16 protein-coding genes are annotated in these 14,954 nt (G+C 41.1%); 3 read left to right on the top strand and 13 right to left on the bottom strand.

Features of this window, described 5'->3' with window-relative positions; genetic code table 11:
- Positions 1 to 2 precede the first annotated feature (2 nt).
- Positions 3 to 641 carry a PAQR family membrane homeostasis protein TrhA gene (trhA, locus tag ASE42_RS11810; protein ID WP_056767092.1) on the top strand — a complete coding sequence of 213 codons (639 nt, stop codon included), beginning with the start codon at positions 3 to 5 and terminating at the stop codon, positions 639 to 641.
- A 37-nt stretch (positions 642 to 678) separates the two neighbouring features.
- Here trhA and ASE42_RS11815 read toward each other — a convergent pair whose 3' ends face one another.
- The 12 genes from ASE42_RS11815 to ASE42_RS11870 form a co-directional block, all read right to left on the bottom strand.
- Entirely contained in the window at positions 679 to 1,302 is a 624-nt protein-coding gene (locus ASE42_RS11815) for a lysophospholipid acyltransferase family protein (RefSeq protein WP_056767094.1), read from the bottom strand.
- A 19-nt stretch (positions 1,303 to 1,321) separates the two neighbouring features.
- Positions 1,322 to 1,807, bottom strand: a complete 486-nt coding sequence (folA, locus tag ASE42_RS11820; protein ID WP_041109543.1) for a type 3 dihydrofolate reductase — start codon at positions 1,805 to 1,807, stop codon at positions 1,322 to 1,324.
- A complete protein-coding gene (locus ASE42_RS11825; protein WP_024422734.1) occupies positions 1,804 to 2,598 on the bottom strand; it encodes a thymidylate synthase in 795 nt (264 codons plus the stop codon). The genes folA and ASE42_RS11825 overlap by 4 nt, the downstream gene beginning before the upstream one ends.
- Before the next feature lie 103 nt (positions 2,599 to 2,701).
- The gene (locus tag ASE42_RS11830; protein WP_024428140.1) at positions 2,702 to 3,229 is read right to left on the bottom strand and encodes a phosphatidylglycerophosphatase A; all 528 of its coding nucleotides are present in this window, start codon (positions 3,227 to 3,229) and stop codon (positions 2,702 to 2,704) included.
- Between the two features lie 18 nt (positions 3,230 to 3,247).
- Entirely contained in the window at positions 3,248 to 3,865 is a 618-nt protein-coding gene (locus ASE42_RS11835; protein ID WP_034623509.1) for a YpjP family protein, read from the bottom strand.
- 298 nt (positions 3,866 to 4,163) lie between these two features.
- Positions 4,164 to 4,952, bottom strand: coding sequence for a class I SAM-dependent methyltransferase (locus ASE42_RS11840; protein WP_041109546.1), 789 nt, complete (start codon positions 4,950 to 4,952; stop codon positions 4,164 to 4,166).
- A 66-nt stretch (positions 4,953 to 5,018) separates the two neighbouring features.
- Complete coding sequence (locus ASE42_RS11845) at positions 5,019 to 5,453, bottom strand: BrxA/BrxB family bacilliredoxin (protein WP_024422738.1); 435 nt, start codon at positions 5,451 to 5,453, stop codon at positions 5,019 to 5,021.
- Between the two features lie 81 nt (positions 5,454 to 5,534).
- The gene (ilvD, locus tag ASE42_RS11850; RefSeq protein ID WP_024422739.1) at positions 5,535 to 7,211 is read right to left on the bottom strand and encodes a dihydroxy-acid dehydratase; all 1,677 of its coding nucleotides are present in this window, start codon (positions 7,209 to 7,211) and stop codon (positions 5,535 to 5,537) included.
- A 307-nt stretch (positions 7,212 to 7,518) separates the two neighbouring features.
- On the bottom strand, positions 7,519 to 8,655 hold the full coding sequence (locus tag ASE42_RS11855; protein WP_041109549.1) for a conserved virulence factor C family protein: 1,137 nt from the start codon (positions 8,653 to 8,655) through the stop codon (positions 7,519 to 7,521).
- 30 nt (positions 8,656 to 8,685) lie between these two features.
- Complete coding sequence (locus ASE42_RS11860; protein WP_235566770.1) at positions 8,686 to 9,297, bottom strand: HD domain-containing protein; 612 nt, start codon at positions 9,295 to 9,297, stop codon at positions 8,686 to 8,688.
- Between the two features lie 13 nt (positions 9,298 to 9,310).
- Positions 9,311 to 9,793, bottom strand: coding sequence for a glutathione peroxidase (locus tag ASE42_RS11865; protein WP_041109551.1), 483 nt, complete (start codon positions 9,791 to 9,793; stop codon positions 9,311 to 9,313).
- A 74-nt stretch (positions 9,794 to 9,867) separates the two neighbouring features.
- Positions 9,868 to 11,550: a formate--tetrahydrofolate ligase gene (locus ASE42_RS11870; protein ID WP_056767096.1), complete on the bottom strand. Its 1,683-nt coding sequence runs from the start codon at positions 11,548 to 11,550 to the stop codon at positions 9,868 to 9,870.
- A 139-nt stretch (positions 11,551 to 11,689) separates the two neighbouring features.
- Here ASE42_RS11870 and metA point away from each other — a divergent pair, with 139 nt between their 5' ends.
- On the top strand, positions 11,690 to 12,598 hold the full coding sequence (metA, locus tag ASE42_RS11875; RefSeq protein WP_024428133.1) for a homoserine O-acetyltransferase MetA: 909 nt from the start codon (positions 11,690 to 11,692) through the stop codon (positions 12,596 to 12,598).
- A 228-nt stretch (positions 12,599 to 12,826) separates the two neighbouring features.
- The gene (locus ASE42_RS11880; protein WP_041109555.1) at positions 12,827 to 13,978 is read left to right on the top strand and encodes a diglucosyl diacylglycerol synthase; all 1,152 of its coding nucleotides are present in this window, start codon (positions 12,827 to 12,829) and stop codon (positions 13,976 to 13,978) included.
- Between the two features lie 33 nt (positions 13,979 to 14,011).
- Here ASE42_RS11880 and ASE42_RS11885 read toward each other — a convergent pair whose 3' ends face one another.
- Positions 14,012 to 14,713, bottom strand: coding sequence for an AIM24 family protein (locus ASE42_RS11885; RefSeq protein WP_024422745.1), 702 nt, complete (start codon positions 14,711 to 14,713; stop codon positions 14,012 to 14,014).
- Between the last annotated feature and the right edge of the window lie 241 nt (positions 14,714 to 14,954).

Genomic DNA, 14,954 nt, shown 5'->3' on the forward strand with positions numbered 1-14,954 from the left:
CATTGTTTACTGTAAAAGAAGAAATTGCAAACGCCATTACACATGGCATTGGTGTTATTTTATCCATCCCAGCTATTGTGTTTCTCGTCTTATTCGCTGTTCAATACGGCACCGCCACAGACATTATCAGCTTTTCGATATTTGGTGTATCCATGCTGCTGCTCTATTTAAGCTCAACCCTGCTTCATAGCATTCGGCACAAAAAAACAAAAGATATTTTTGAAATTCTCGACCACTCGGCTATTTATGTATTGATTGCTGGTACATATACACCCTTTTTACTTGGACCACTAAAAGGTGCACTGGGTTATACACTCCTTGCGATTGTATGGGCGCTTGCTGCTGGTGGGATTGTCTTTAAAATCTTTTTCGTCAAACGCTTTATTATCGTATCTACCCTTGTCTATTTATTAATGGGCTGGATGATCATCATTGCCATCAAACCGCTTTATATCCAATTAACAGGTGCAGGATTTGGCCTCTTACTGTTAGGCGGCATTTTATATTCAGTCGGCACCATCTTTTATATTTGGCGGAAAATCCCCTATCATCATGCAATTTGGCACAGCTTTGTTCTCGGCGGCAGCGCCTCGATGTTCTTCTGTATTTTATTCTATTGTGTGAACGTTCCTGCTGCATAGAAAAAACCAGCATCCACTATTCGGATGCTGGTTTTTTCTATGCACGTTTTTGTGCGTAATCACTGATCATGACAGGAGCTTTAATATGAATATCGACATTAACAGGACGCAGTCTTTTCACGATCTTCCCAGTTAAAAGACGATCCGTTCCGCTAGTTTCAATCGGTACAAGCGGACAATCGTATTCTTCAGCAAGTGCTTCTGCAATGTGACGATACGCTTCTGAAAGCAATAGACTCTGCCCAGACATGATTCTTTCCTTTGCTTCTTCTAATAAGACCTCATCCGTTTGATTCTGATGGATAACCGCCATTTTTTTCAGCCATTGTTTTAAAATCGGATACCGAAAGAGCTTCGGCTTTGCCATAAAAGCAAATGGCTTCTCAAGGTGGCCGATCAATAATGTCGTCGTGACTGGATTCAGCTCTTTTGTGACATAAATAACCGGGCCATCTGGCAGCTTCTTTTGCTGATGAATGGTCATGACTGATCCTGATTGATCAATACATCCCCGGGCAAACCTTTTTGCATGCTCATGAATGAGATGCATTCGTTTCGTATAGGAAATGCGTGGATCCGTTAATTCATGATCGTACAAATGCCTCATACTTTTTAAAAAGGATACAACAACATAAATCGTTAAAAACCAATAACGAAACAACCGTACTCCTCCTACTCACTTATCCTTTTTTGTCATAGACGACAAATTCATAATTGTAGGGGTTCTTTTCGTCACGATGGCCTTTTTCGCGTGATACAATCGTCCATTCATCTTCATTGTAATAAGGGAAATAGCGGTCTCCTTCAAACGCATGGTGAATGTGCGTGATATAGAGACGATCCGCATATGGCATCATTTCTTCATACAGCTTAGACCCGCCAATGATAAATAGCTCTGTCTCGCTTTCCGCAATTGCCAAAATGTCAGCAATTGAATGAACAACCTCGCATCCTTCTGCTTTAAAAGAAGAACTTGTGGTCAGCACAATGTTTCGGCGGTTAGGCAGCGCTCGTCCAATCGATTCAAAGGTTTTTCTGCCCATGACAATCGTATGACCGCCTGTGACTTTTTTAAAATACGCTAAATCTGCTGGTAAATGCCAAGGCATTTGATTATCTTGACCAATGACTCTATCTTCTCCTGTCGCCGCAATCATGGAAATCATACACTGACTTCTCCTTTAATATGCGGATGCGGATCATAGTTCTCAAGCACAAAATCATCAAACGTAAAATCAAAAATGCTCTTTACATCTCTTGTAATACGAAGCGTAGGAAGCGTGCGTTCCTCGCGCTCTAGCTGCATTTTCACCTGTGGAAGATGATTTTGGTAAATATGAGCATCTCCGAGTGTATGAATAAACTCTCCTGGCTCAAGATTTGTGACTTTGGCAATCATCATCGTTAGAAGAGCATATGAAGCGATATTAAATGGCACGCCTAAAAAGATATCTGCCGATCTTTGATATAGCTGGCAGGAAAGCTTCCCGTTTGATACGTAAAATTGAAACAGACAATGACAAGGAGGCAGCGCCATTTGATCAATTTCCCCCGGGTTCCAAGCACTGACGATCAGTCGTCTTGAATTCGGGTTGTGCTCAATATCATGAATCAGCTTTGCGATCTGATCCACTGTTTCGCCGTCTCCGCTCGCCCATGATCTCCACTGTGCACCGTACACACGGCCCAGCTCTCCATTTTCATCTGCCCATTCGTTCCAAATCCGGACACCATTTTCTTGAAGATATTTGACATTTGTATCACCTTTTAAAAACCAAAGCAACTCATGAATGATTGATTTCAGGTGTAATTTCTTTGTGGTTAAAAGAGGAAACCCTTCCTGTAAATCAAATCTCATCTGGTAACCGAACGTGCTGATTGTACCTGTACCCGTTCTGTCACCTTTTTCATCCCCGTGCTGTAATACATGACGGCATAACTCTTTGTATTGTTTCATTTTTTTCATCCTTTATTTATGTTCTTGTTGTAGTTTACCTTATTTCAGCTTTTCTTGAAACCAAAAAAACATGCCTGCATGATGAGCAGACATGTTTTTCTTTTTATGCTTGATTCACTCGTTCCTGCTCTTCATCCTTAATATCTTGGTGTGAGTGAGCAATACGGCTTGCAGCTGCTGCGGCAAGTGCAGCGACTAGGTCATCAAGGAAAGTATGCACTTCACCTGGACGGCCTTCATCTAATTCACGAATAATACCAAATTTCTCTTTATCTAAATAACCGAAGTTGGTCAAACCGATTGATCCATATACATTGACAATGGAAAGCGGAATAATCTCATCAATTCCATATAGCGGCTCATCTGTTTCAACTAAGTGCTGTAAAGGTTCTGGCAAAAGCTTTTTTTCTGCCAGCTGATCAAGGGCAAGTCCTGTTAAAACTGCATGGACAATTTCTCTTTTATTCAGCACTTTTTCAACATTTTCAATACAGACACTAAGTGGAAGGTTTGGATGATATTTTTCTTGGAGCTTCAGCACAATGTGTGCGATATCTTCAATTTTCACTCCGCGATCGTTTAACATTTGTTTTGTAATCTGCACCATTTCGTTCATTGTATATTTTTTCAATTGGCATGACATCTCCTTCTAGTGGCTCATCCAGCTCGGCGGGGTGTTTTTGTCCCAGTAAATATTACCGAGTTCGTGATGCGTCTGGAATCCATCTTCTGCTGTATGGTAATGAAAGTTAAACCAATATCCGCTGTGAGGCGGCTGATCTCTTCTGACATGAAAACGGAGCAAATCTTCTCCGGTCTTGCGGTTGTAAATGTGGAAGATTTTTTCGCCATTTCCGCTTGAAGGCTGATCAGTTATCACAACATCTTGAAATTTTTCGTCATCTTTGAAATTTGTTAAATAGTCGGTTAACACTTGTTCAATCTTCGGCTGAATCTCTTCTCTGTACTCGTCCTCAATGACAGGTGTGATTTTACGGCCAAATTTGAGAAAGGATTGATTTTCTGCACTTGACAGCACCTCTTGCTTATATTGCTCAAAGGGGTCTATCTGCTCTTTGCTTTCCTCTTGCGTTAGTTCCCAGCTGCGCAATTCATCTGATGTATCATAAACAGCTGTATAAGGCGTTTTATCAGATGAAGAAAGTTCAGAGGGCTTGTCTGTCATCAAAGCCGACGGAGGAGAGACTAAACCAAAAGTTGCAATCGTAAAGAGCACAACAAGCGTTTTTCTCATCCACATCTTCATGATATCTAATTCCTTCCATAAGTTATCATACTGCTATTCTAGCATATAATGAATTTTCAGTCATTCAATTTGGCCACCGATTTGAGACTTTCTTTTTTATAATAAAACGTTTACAATGGCAGTAAGGGCGACTAAAATTTGGGAGGAATGGGTATGCTTGAAGGTTTTTTTATTACGGCTTCCTTGCTGACATTATTTTATTTTGTCTATATGGAGATTACAGATTAAAAGCCCTGAATAAGGGCTTTTTTAGATGATTGACAAGGAATTAAAAAGAATTGTCTGCACACCTGAACCTTTAGCGAGGGCTTTTTTCTTTCTCAATATATCCATAATGAAATTGGGCGGTTTTTCGTTTTAAAACGTGAAATTGATAGGAGTCTGCTAGAAATCGGGTACTTTTCCAATGATCTTTTAAAACCACTCTTTTTCTCGCCACTCTCAGTGCTTCTTGGACGGCTGTTTCGTGGTCAAAGTGGTGCTCTGCCGCATGACGGAGCGGTGCGATACTTGCAGATTCTTGAATCGTCTCCTCAAACATCGGGTCAAAATAGACGACATCAAATGATTCATCAGAGAGCTTTTTTAGCTGCTCGATACTGTCTCCACTTACAACAGATATCCGCTTCATCGCTTCATCGGCCTCTCTTACCCCTGTCTCCCATGTGTTTAGTCCTTCTCGCACTAGCAATGCTGTCATCGGATTCTTTTCGATACCGACGACCCTTCCATCCGTACCTACTCGCAGGCTTGCTGTAATGGCATCTGATCCTAAGCCAAGCGTACAATCTAAAAAGGAATCGCCCGGCTGAAGCTGCGTGGCTTCGATTAAAGGATCCTTTTCTCCGCGCATGAGCCGCTTCACCCTGAACATCGCTGAGCTTGGATGGAAGAAGAACTTTTCACCATTTGGCTGATACCATTCGAATCTTTCTTTCCCCACAACAAGGACGTCTCCTCGTTTCATCGCAAGCTGCTTGACGGATTGTTTGCGCCTTTCTACATATTCACCATGTAAATCCTCTGCAAGGGCTTTTGCTGTTTCAATTGTTTGTTCATTTGCTCTAAAGCTTGTTGTGATAAGCATGCGGTTCCTCCATCATGATCAAGAAAAAATGCCCTGATTTGATCACAGGACATTTCAACATGTGTATTAGCAATGTTTTTCGAATGCAGATAAGACGTTGTTCATGATGTCTTCCATTTCATGACCTTCAATTTCGTCACGCGGAATAAAATGAACGAGTTCATTTCCTTTTAAAAGTGCCATAGATGGAGACGATGGCTCTTCGCCTGTGAAGTATTCTCTCATTTTTGCCGTTGCTTCCCTGTCCTGACCAGCAAAAACTGTGACAATTCGATCTGGTGTTTTTTCTGCCTTCATCACAGCTTGAGTAGCAGCTGGGCGTGCTAAGCCGGCAGCGCACCCGCATACAGAATTGACAACTACAAATGTCGTTCCTTCTGCTTCTTGCATCGTTTGTTCTACTTCTTCTTCCGTTGTTAGTTCTTGAAATCCTGCACTTGTCAGCTCTTGACGCATCGGTACAACGAGCTGGCGCATGTATTCTTCATATGCCATTGACATAAAAAAGCCCCCTCTATAATCCTTATGTTGTGAATAAAGGATACTATAGAGAGAGCCAATTTTCAAATGTTCGATATCAGATTAAATTTTCATGATTCCGCCTGTATTGGCTGATGTCACAAGTTTTGAATATCTAGCAAGATAACCCGTTTTTACTTTTGGCTCAAAGCCTTTCCAGTTTGCTTTTCTTCTTTCCCATTCTTCCTCAGGAACATCTACGCTTAAAATACGCTGCTCGATATCGACAACGACATGGTCACCATTTTCAACAAAGGCAAGCGGGCCGCCCTCAGCTGCCTCTGGAGAGACGTGTCCAATAGACAATCCGCGAGAAGCGCCGGAAAAACGTCCGTCTGTAATTAAAGCAACCTTTGGTCCAAGTCCCATGCCGACGATTTGTGAAGTAGGTGCAAGCATTTCAGGCATGCCAGGTCCGCCTTTAGGTCCTTCGTAGCGAATGATGACAACATGTCCTGCTTCTACTTTTCTATTAATGATACCTTCAAGGGCTTCTTCCTGGGATTCAAATACGATCGCAGGCCCCTCGTGGCGTGTGATCCCGTCTTGTACCCCGCCCGTTTTAATGATGGCTCCATCTGGCGCAAGGTTTCCAAATAAAACGGCTAAGCCGCCTTTTTCAGTAAATGGCTTGTCAATTGGATAAATGACGTTATAATCTTTTACCTCATGCCCCGCAATGTTCTCGCCAAGCGTTTTCGCAGTGACGGTCATTGTATCTAAATGAAGAGCTCCTTCTTTTTTAGACAATTCATTTAGTGCCGCTGTAACGCCGCCTGCTTCATGTAAATCCTCAATATAAACGTCTGAAGCTGGAGCAAGTTTTGATAAATGAGGCACACGTTCTGCTACTTCATTGATACGTTCAAGTGAATATTCAACACCTGCTTCATTCGCAATCGCCAATGTGTGAAGAACGGTATTGGTTGAACCACCAAGTGCCATATCTAATGCAAATGCATTATCAATTGCTTTTTCAGTGACAATATCCCGTGGTTTAATATCTTTTTTGATGAGCTCCATGAGTTGTTTTGCAGACTTCTTCGCAAATTCTCTTCGTTCTGGTGATGTCGCCAAAATCGTTCCATTTCCAGGAAGAGCAATCCCGAGTGCTTCCGCTAAACAGTTCATTGAGTTAGCTGTAAACATACCTGAACAAGATCCGCAGGTTGGACAGCCAAACTGCTCTAATTCATTTAATTCCTCTTCATTGATTTTACCTGACTGGTATGCACCAACGCCTTCAAACACAGAAGAAAGAGAAATTTTTCTGCCATCACTTGTTCTACCCGCTTCCATCGGTCCCCCGCTCACAAAGACAGTCGGGATATTCACGCGCATCGCTGCCATCATCATTCCTGGTGTGATTTTATCGCAGTTAGGAATACAAACCATTCCATCAAACCAATGAGCAGATACGACGGTTTCTACAGAGTCAGCAATGATTTCACGGCTTGGCAATGAATATCTCATCCCGATATGACCCATGGCAATTCCATCATCGACGCCAATCGTATTGAATTCAAATGGAACCCCGCCAGCTTCACGAATGGCTTCTTTCACAATCTTCCCGAATTCCTGAAGATGGACATGTCCTGGGACAATATCAATATAGGAATTACATACGGCAATAAATGGCTTGCCGAAATCCTCATCCTTTACCCCCGCCGCTCTTAGTAAGCTTCGGTGAGGTGCTCTGTCGATTCCCTGTTTAATCATATTACTGCGTAGTTCTGCCATCTGTTTAAAAAGCCTCCTATACTACAAGTCTTGTTGACTGCATGATTTTGAGTTGATTTTATTTTACAAATTTTCTGTTTATTTAGCCACCTATGAATGACTGATGACTAACATGGCTGCTGAAGCAAGCGCTCAGCAAGGTTCGTGTCATAAAATCTGACCTCCAATATTCTATATTGGTACTACTATATAGAGTTTTTTCGCATATTTCAACAATATTCAAAATAATTTTTCTAAAAAAATTTTTCTGTCTATCGTTTTTAGAAAAACAAGCTGCTTTTCATTGGCAGCTTGTTCATCTTTCTCATCATTCTGATGCATTCTTTCTACTTTCTGTCATTTGCTTCCACACAGAGCCTTTTGCTTCTTCTCCATGCTCAATGCGCTCAATCGCCATTTTCACTTGAAGACTGACTTCAAACTCAGGGTCTTGCTCTGCTTCTTTTAATGCTTCAAGTGCCGTTTCGTCCCCTTCTTCATAAAGGAACATAGCTGCACGCCAGCGGACAAGCTTACTCGGGTCCTTTAATGCTGCGATCATGGCATCGATAGCACTAGGGTCACCTAGGTCAGAAATACAGTCGCCAGCCGTTCTGCGGACCGTCACTGTTTTGTCTTCGAGCCCTTTATATAAAATAGGCAGAATGGCAGGATCTTCAATCATGCCAGCATTCACAACGGCTTGTCTGCGAATAGACGTTTTGGGATCCTCCATTGCTTTCATTAAAACAGGTATATCCTTTAGCTCTGGCTGCATTTGCTCTAAATGGGCAAAACGTTTTTTCCAATCTTCCTCTTGCAGCATGTCTTCTGTTACATCATATGCCTTTCGGTTCACCTGTCTATCTACAGCTTCCTGCCCTTCTTTAACCGCCTCTGTTAAGCGGGCTAAACGCTCATCATCATAGGCTGCTTGCAGCTCTTCTGTGACTTCCTGACCGATATCAGCAAATTCTCCAAAACGAACGCCGTGTTCTTTCCACACACGTTCAAACACGACATTGTCTGAGCTGCTTCTAAGCTTTAAAATGGCTGCTTGAAAACGTTCAGGCATGCCAAACCGCTCTTCTCTTTCACCGTCTGACAGTTTGACCTGCATTGGAATCCCATTAAACATTTGGACAAACACTTTCACTTCACCAAATGTGTCATCGCCTGACTGCGATCCTTCCTGAAGACCTTCTGTTTCTTGTCCAAAGGCTTCTCTGACCTGTTGTAAAATTCCCTGCCAGTCAAACTTTGCATTTCGCTCAACCGCTAAGAAATCTGCAACATGATAAACCCCTTTTACACCTTCAATGCTTAAAATACGCTTGATCATTTCTGGCGCTTCGTCTTTTTGATCCTTTTTGTAGTTGTTGCTTTTACCACCGGCAAGTGCTTCTGTCAAAATAACCTTCATGGTATTCGGACTTGGCGTTGGTTCTATTGCTGTTATTTTCATTGATATATCCTCCTTACATACATAAAGACCCTACTCATCTGTAAGGCCGCATTCTTCTTTCCACTTCTTGATAAATAAACTCATCAATTCATGCCGCTCATCAGCAAGCTGCTTTCCTGCATGAGTGTTCATCAAGTCTTTTAATTTGAGCAGTTTTTCTTCCATATGCTTTAGCACAGAGCCCTGCTGCATGTCCTCTGTATAATGAGGCTCACCTGTTGCGCCAGCATACGTAAACACTCTAGCGATACCGCTTGCTCCTATCGCATCCAGCCTATCCGCATCTTGAACTATGGCCCCTTCTAACGTCATTGGCCTAAACTGCTTATGCCGATGACGAAAAGACATCGTTGTAATGATGTCCATGATATAGCGGATATCCCGCGGGTCCAATTCCCACAAAAGGAGCTGGTTCTCAAGCTGCTTTTCAGTGACCTTCCATTCACTTGACAGCTTTTCATCAATGACATCATGTACAATCGCCGCCATTTCGATGATAAAAAGAGAGCCGCCTTCCTGATTTGCAATACGAACGGCAAGCTGACGCACACGAGTAACATGAGCCGCATCGTGTCCAGTCGGTTCATTCTTCAGCCTGTCTGAAACAAAGGAGGCAGCTGCCTCCAATTGTTTTCGCTGCATGACTGTCAGCATCTTATTTGTTAAGCAGAGCAATGATTGAGCTTTCTAATTCTTTTGGTGGTGTTTTCGGCGAGAATCGTTCAATAACTTCTCCGTCTTGGTCCACGATAAATTTTGTGAAATTCCATTTCACTGTTTTTGTCCCAAGCACACCTTTCGCTTCACTTGTTAAATGCTTGAACAGCGGGTGCGCCTCTTCGCCATTGACATCTACTTTCGCAAACATAGGGAAGGTCACTCCATAATTCAAAGAACAGAATTCTTGAATGGCTTCTTCTCCTTCTGGCTCTTGGTTCATAAATTGGTTACACGGAAATCCTAAAATTTCAAGGCCCTTTTCATGATATTGATCATATAGCTCTTGTAATTGTTTAAATTGAGGAGTCAGCCCACATTTGCTTGCTGTATTTACAATAATGAGCACTTTTCCTTTATAATCTGCCATCGATTGTTCCTGACCATTAATGGTCTTGACCTGAATATCATAAATTGACATCTCATAGCCTCCTAGGATTCACTTTTTCCTATCGTAACATGCTTCTTTTAGAAAATCGCTTTTTATGCTCCCGTTTAAAAGAGTCCTGTCACACTGCCGTCTTCTAATAAATCCATTTCGAGAGCCGCAGGTTTTTTAGGTAAGCCAGGCATTGTCAAAATGCTTCCGGTTAAGGCTACAATAAACCCTGCTCCTACAGATGGTTTTAACTCTCGAATCGTAATGGTAAAGCCTTTAGGTCTGCCGATTAAAGCTGGATCATCCGAAAGAGAATATTGTGTTTTTGCCATACAAACCGGCAAATGAGCCCAGCCGTTTTCCTCAATGGCAGCCAGCTGCTTTCTTGCTTTAGTTGTGAGCGTGACCCCATCTGCCCCGTAAACCACTTTGGCCACTTTAGATAACTTTTCTTCGATGGAATCGTTCTCTTCATACAAATAGGTAAAGTTGTTCTTTTTCTTTTCAATGAGTGCTGCTAGTTCCTCGGCAAGAGCTGTCCCGCCTTCTCCTCCTTCTTCCCATACATTCACGGCTTTGACTGGATGGCCATGTTTGCCGCACCAATCTTCTATCGCTTGAATCTCTTCTTTTGTATCCGTTATAAACCGGTTTACCGCCACAATATATGGAAGACCAAAAGCTTGCACGGTTTCAATATGCTTTTCTAAATTATGTATACCTTCTAATACGGCGTGTGCATTCTCTTCTTTGAGTTCGGTTTTCTTCATTCCGCCATGCATCTTTAATGCTCTCACTGTCGCCACAATGACAACTGCACCAGGTTTGAAATCACCAGCTCTTGTTTTAATGTGCAGGAACTTTTCTGCTCCAAGATCTGCTCCGAATCCAGCTTCTGTTACGACATAATCAGCTAATTTTGCTGCCATTTTGGTTGCAATTAAACTATTGCATCCATGTGCAATATTAGCAAAAGGACCGCCATGGACAAGGGCTGGGGTTCCTTCAATCGTTTGAACAAGGTTCGGTTTGAGTGCATCTTTTAAAAGTAACGTCAGAACACCTTCATATCCAAGTGCTCCCACAGTGACTGGCTCTCCTTCTTGATTATAGGCAACAACAATAGAAGAAAGACGTTTTTTTAAGTCGTTTAAGTCTTCTGCTAAACAGAGGATCGCCATCATTTCAGAAGCCACTGTAATATCAAATCCGTCTTCTCTAGGATACCCATTTAACTGACCGCCAAGTCCGACAACGACCTGTCTTAATGCACGATCGTTTAAATCAAGCACCCGCTTCCACACAATACGGCGCGTGTCGATGCCGAGTTCATTTCCGTGATGGATATGGTTATCAATAAATGCAGATAGGGTGTTATGTGCAGATGTAATGGCATGAAAATCTCCTGTGAAATGAAGATTGATTTCTTCCATTGGCAGCACCTGTGAATATCCTCCGCCCGCTGCTCCGCCTTTAATCCCCATTGTAGGACCTAATGATGGCTCACGCATCGCAATGATCGCTTTTTTGCCAATTTTTTCGAAGGCTTGACCAAGGCCGACAGTTACGGTGGATTTCCCCTCACCTGCTGGCGTAGGGTTAATCGAAGTGACAAGAATCACGTGTCCTTCTTTTTGTTTCTTTAAACGGTCAAAAATAGTCAAAGAAATTTTCGCTTTTGTGAAACCATAGCATTCTAATTCTTCGTCATGTATTTGCAGCTTTGCTGCGATGTCTTGAATCGGTCTCAGCTTAGCCTTTTGGGCAATGTCAATATCTGATAAATGCTTTGTGATCATAACAAAACGGCCTCCTTTTTTTACAGAAACAGCATTCTTTTTTGCTCTATTTTTCATTGTAACATAATTGAAACATTGAAATATCGCCAGAAAGTTCCTATAATGAAGTGAAATTAGCTTTGGTTCAGGGGGTGGCGAGTTGCCTATTAACATACCAGTTCATCTGCCGGCAAAACAAATACTAGAGAGCGAAAATATTTTCGTCATGGATGAGACAAGGGCATTCAAGCAAGATATCCGTCCTTTGAATATCGTGATCTTAAATTTAATGCCAAAAAAAATACAAACTGAAACGCAGCTGCTGAGAATGCTCGGAAATTCTCCTTTACAAGTGTACTTTACGTTTTTGATTCCAAGTACACATACACCGAAGAATACGTCGAGAGAGCATCTAGATGAATTTTATACGACCTTTGAATCGATTCGCCATAAAAAATTTGATGGAATGATCATCACTGGCGCACCAATCGAGCACTTACCTTTTGAAGAAGTTTCTTATTGGAAAGAACTGCAGGACATTTTGGACTGGAGTAAAACCAATGTGACGTCTACCCTTCATATTTGCTGGGGTGCACAGGCAGGTTTATATCACCATTACGGGATTGAAAAAATCAAGCTTCCCGAGAAAAAATTTGGCGTATTTGAGCATATTGTGAAAGAGAAAAAAGAAAGATTAGTCAGAGGTTTTGATGAAGTATACTATGTCCCACATTCTAGGCATACAGATATTAATACAGAACAATTAAAAAACACGCCGAATTTGAAAGTCTTGAGTATGTCTGAAGAAGCGGGTGTTTGTTTAATTGTTTCAGATGATGATAAACAAGTATTTTTAACTGGACATCCTGAATATGATACAGATACATTGATGCAGGAATATGAAAGAGATTTGTTGAAACATGATACAGTCCAAAAACCTGTCCACTATTTTATAGAAGATGGTGACACATTAATTCCAGTAAATCGCTGGAAAGCCCATGCAACCTTATTGTTTATGAATTGGCTTAATTATTATGTTTATCAAGAAACACCATACGTTTGGGAATAAAATAGACTGTGGTCTGATGATAAATCGTCAAAATGTGTTAAAATACAAATGGCTCTGTCTTCCATTATCAATTGAATCTGTTTGTTTTTTAAAATTAGTTTAATTCTTTCGTAACGAATGATATGCTCTAACTGTTTATATGTTATCTTTATGTATATGTAGACCTATGAGATTAATAGTTTTCGTACGAAGTTTTGTTGTTGTTGATTACATTTGAGGTGAATATTCTTGAATACCAATAAAAAAATATTAATCTTGACCGCAAATTATGGAAATGGACATATGCAGGTAGCAAAAACACTGTATGATGAATGCAAATCCCAAGGGTTTGAACATGTTGTAGTTTCTAATTTGTATCAAGAATCGAATCCCATTGTGTCAGAAGTGACTCAATATTTATACTTGAAGAGCTTTTCCATTGGGAAACAATTTTATCGCTTGTTTTATTACGGTGTAGATAAAATTTACAATAAACGCAAATTTAACATTTATTTAAAAATGGGAAATAAGCGTCTCGATGAATTAATTCAGTTACACAATCCGGACATCATCATTATTACATTCCCAATGATTGTGGTACCAGAATACCGAAACAAAACAGGTAAAGTGATTCCGACTTTTAATGTCATGACAGATTTTTGTCTCCATAAGATTTGGGTACATGAAAACATCGACCGATACTATGTTGCAACCGATTATGTGAAACAAAAATTAGTGGAAATCGGCACACATCCAAGCGATGTCAAGGTGACAGGTATTCCTATTAGACCACAGTTTGAAGCAGACGTGCCAAAATCGATGATCTATAAGAAATATGGATTATCATCAGATAAAAAAGTTCTTCTCATCATGGCCGGTGCTCACGGTGTACTAAAAAATGTGAAGGAATTATGTGAGGCGCTGCTTCTCGACAGTGAAGTACAAATTGTTGTTGTATGCGGAAAGAACGCCGCGCTGAAACAATCGCTTAGCGTTCTTGAACAAGCACACCCAGATCAATTGAAGGCGCTTGGATATGTGGAACAAATTGATGAATTGTTCAGAGTAACAGATTGTATGATTACAAAACCAGGCGGCATTACTTTAACAGAAGCAACTGCAATCGGTGTCCCGGTCATTCTTTACAAGCCTGTCCCTGGACAAGAAAAGGAAAATGCTCTTTTCTTTGAGGATTATGGCGCTGCCATTGTCATTAACAGACATGAAGACATTTTAGAATCTGTGACCAGCTTACTGCAGGATGAAGAAAAATTAGAAACAATGAAACAAAACATGAAAAAACTGCACTTAAAACAATCTTCCCAAACCATTTTGGAAGATATCGTCGAGCAGTCAGATCTCATCATGAATAACAAAACTTATGCTCGCGCATTATCATAAAAAGGTGTCCGTCATTGACGGACACCTTTTTCTTCACCCTTGATTTCCATTTGTTGTGTATACTTCTTCAAACGGCTGAACGACAACAAAGCCGCTTCCGGTAAACTTCATTTGAATGGACTCTCCGCTTCCCCTGCCAATAAAAGTTTTAAAGGAAACATCTGTCACAAATTCAGTTTTTAAATCCCCTGACCACGCAACAGTCGCATTCGGATCTGTATAAACAGAGTCACCCGGCTGAACAATGAGTGTCAGCGGCTCATAATGACTTGTGATTGCTACTAAGCCCGGCCCTTCTAATTTGACATTAAATAATCCACCTGCAAGCATGCCAGACACTTTTTTCATCAATTTGATATCCCAGCGGACAGATGGTTCAAACGCGAGCAGATCGTTTCCATTCACAAAAATGGATTCTCCTTGAGCCAAACGAAGAATCGAGATTTTTTTACCTTGATCTGCCACATATAATTTCCCATCACCTGTCGCCTTCATTAGTGAGGTGCCTTCTCCTGAGAGCATTTTTTTGAACATTTTTGAGACGCCGTGCTCAAAAACACCTTCACGTTCAAATTTGATTTTCCCTCGATAGGAAACCATGGAACCCGTTTTTGCCCAAATCGTGTCAGTCAAATTAATTTCTAAAAGTCTTGATGTTTCAAGTTCGAAGACACCTTCTCCTTTATCTTCTTGCTGCGTATTCTGAACAAATTCTTCAAGTGTATAACGATTCATGATTGCACCTCTTTCTGTATTTTTTTTATATACGGACAAGCTGCACGTGAGGTTCCGAAAAGAACGTTTTATATTTCACTGTTATTCACCAAAAAACAAAAAAATCAAACATTCTGCTCAAAATTTGGCTCGCCTGCTTGACGCTTTACTTTTGATGGTGTATAGTGGAACCATCATTTAACAACTGCAAAGTCGTTAGGTGATGAAAATTTTTTTTAGTATGCCAAAAGGTGTGCTACAG

Source organism: Bacillus sp. Root920, from assembly GCF_001429445.1.
Taxonomy (GTDB): domain Bacteria; phylum Bacillota; class Bacilli; order Bacillales; family Bacillaceae; genus Bacillus; species Bacillus safensis.

Bases quoted from the DNA above. Each gene is read 5' to 3' on its own strand.
- ASE42_RS11860 (WP_235566770.1), bottom strand. From the start codon at position 9,297: ATGCAGCGAAAACAATTGGAGGCAGCTGCCTCCTTTGTTTCAGACAGG.
- ASE42_RS11865 (WP_041109551.1), bottom strand. From the start codon at position 9,793: ATGTCAATTTATGATATTCAGGTCAAGACCATTAATGGTCAGGAACAA.
- ASE42_RS11840 (WP_041109546.1), bottom strand. From the start codon at position 4,952: ATGCTTATCACAACAAGCTTTAGAGCAAATGAACAAACAATTGAAACA.
- ASE42_RS11885 (WP_024422745.1), bottom strand. From the start codon at position 14,713: ATGAATCGTTATACACTTGAAGAATTTGTTCAGAATACGCAGCAAGAA.
- ASE42_RS11870 (WP_056767096.1), bottom strand. From the start codon at position 11,550: ATGATCACAAAGCATTTATCAGATATTGACATTGCCCAAAAGGCTAAG.
- ASE42_RS11855 (WP_041109549.1), bottom strand. From the start codon at position 8,655: ATGAAAATAACAGCAATAGAACCAACGCCAAGTCCGAATACCATGAAG.
- folA (WP_041109543.1), bottom strand. From the start codon at position 1,807: ATGATTTCCATGATTGCGGCGACAGGAGAAGATAGAGTCATTGGTCAA.
- ASE42_RS11835 (WP_034623509.1), bottom strand. From the start codon at position 3,865: ATGAAGATGTGGATGAGAAAAACGCTTGTTGTGCTCTTTACGATTGCA.
- ASE42_RS11845 (WP_024422738.1), bottom strand. From the start codon at position 5,453: ATGTCAATGGCATATGAAGAATACATGCGCCAGCTCGTTGTACCGATG.
- ilvD (WP_024422739.1), bottom strand. From the start codon at position 7,211: ATGGCAGAACTACGCAGTAATATGATTAAACAGGGAATCGACAGAGCA.
- ASE42_RS11825 (WP_024422734.1), bottom strand. From the start codon at position 2,598: ATGAAACAATACAAAGAGTTATGCCGTCATGTATTACAGCACGGGGAT.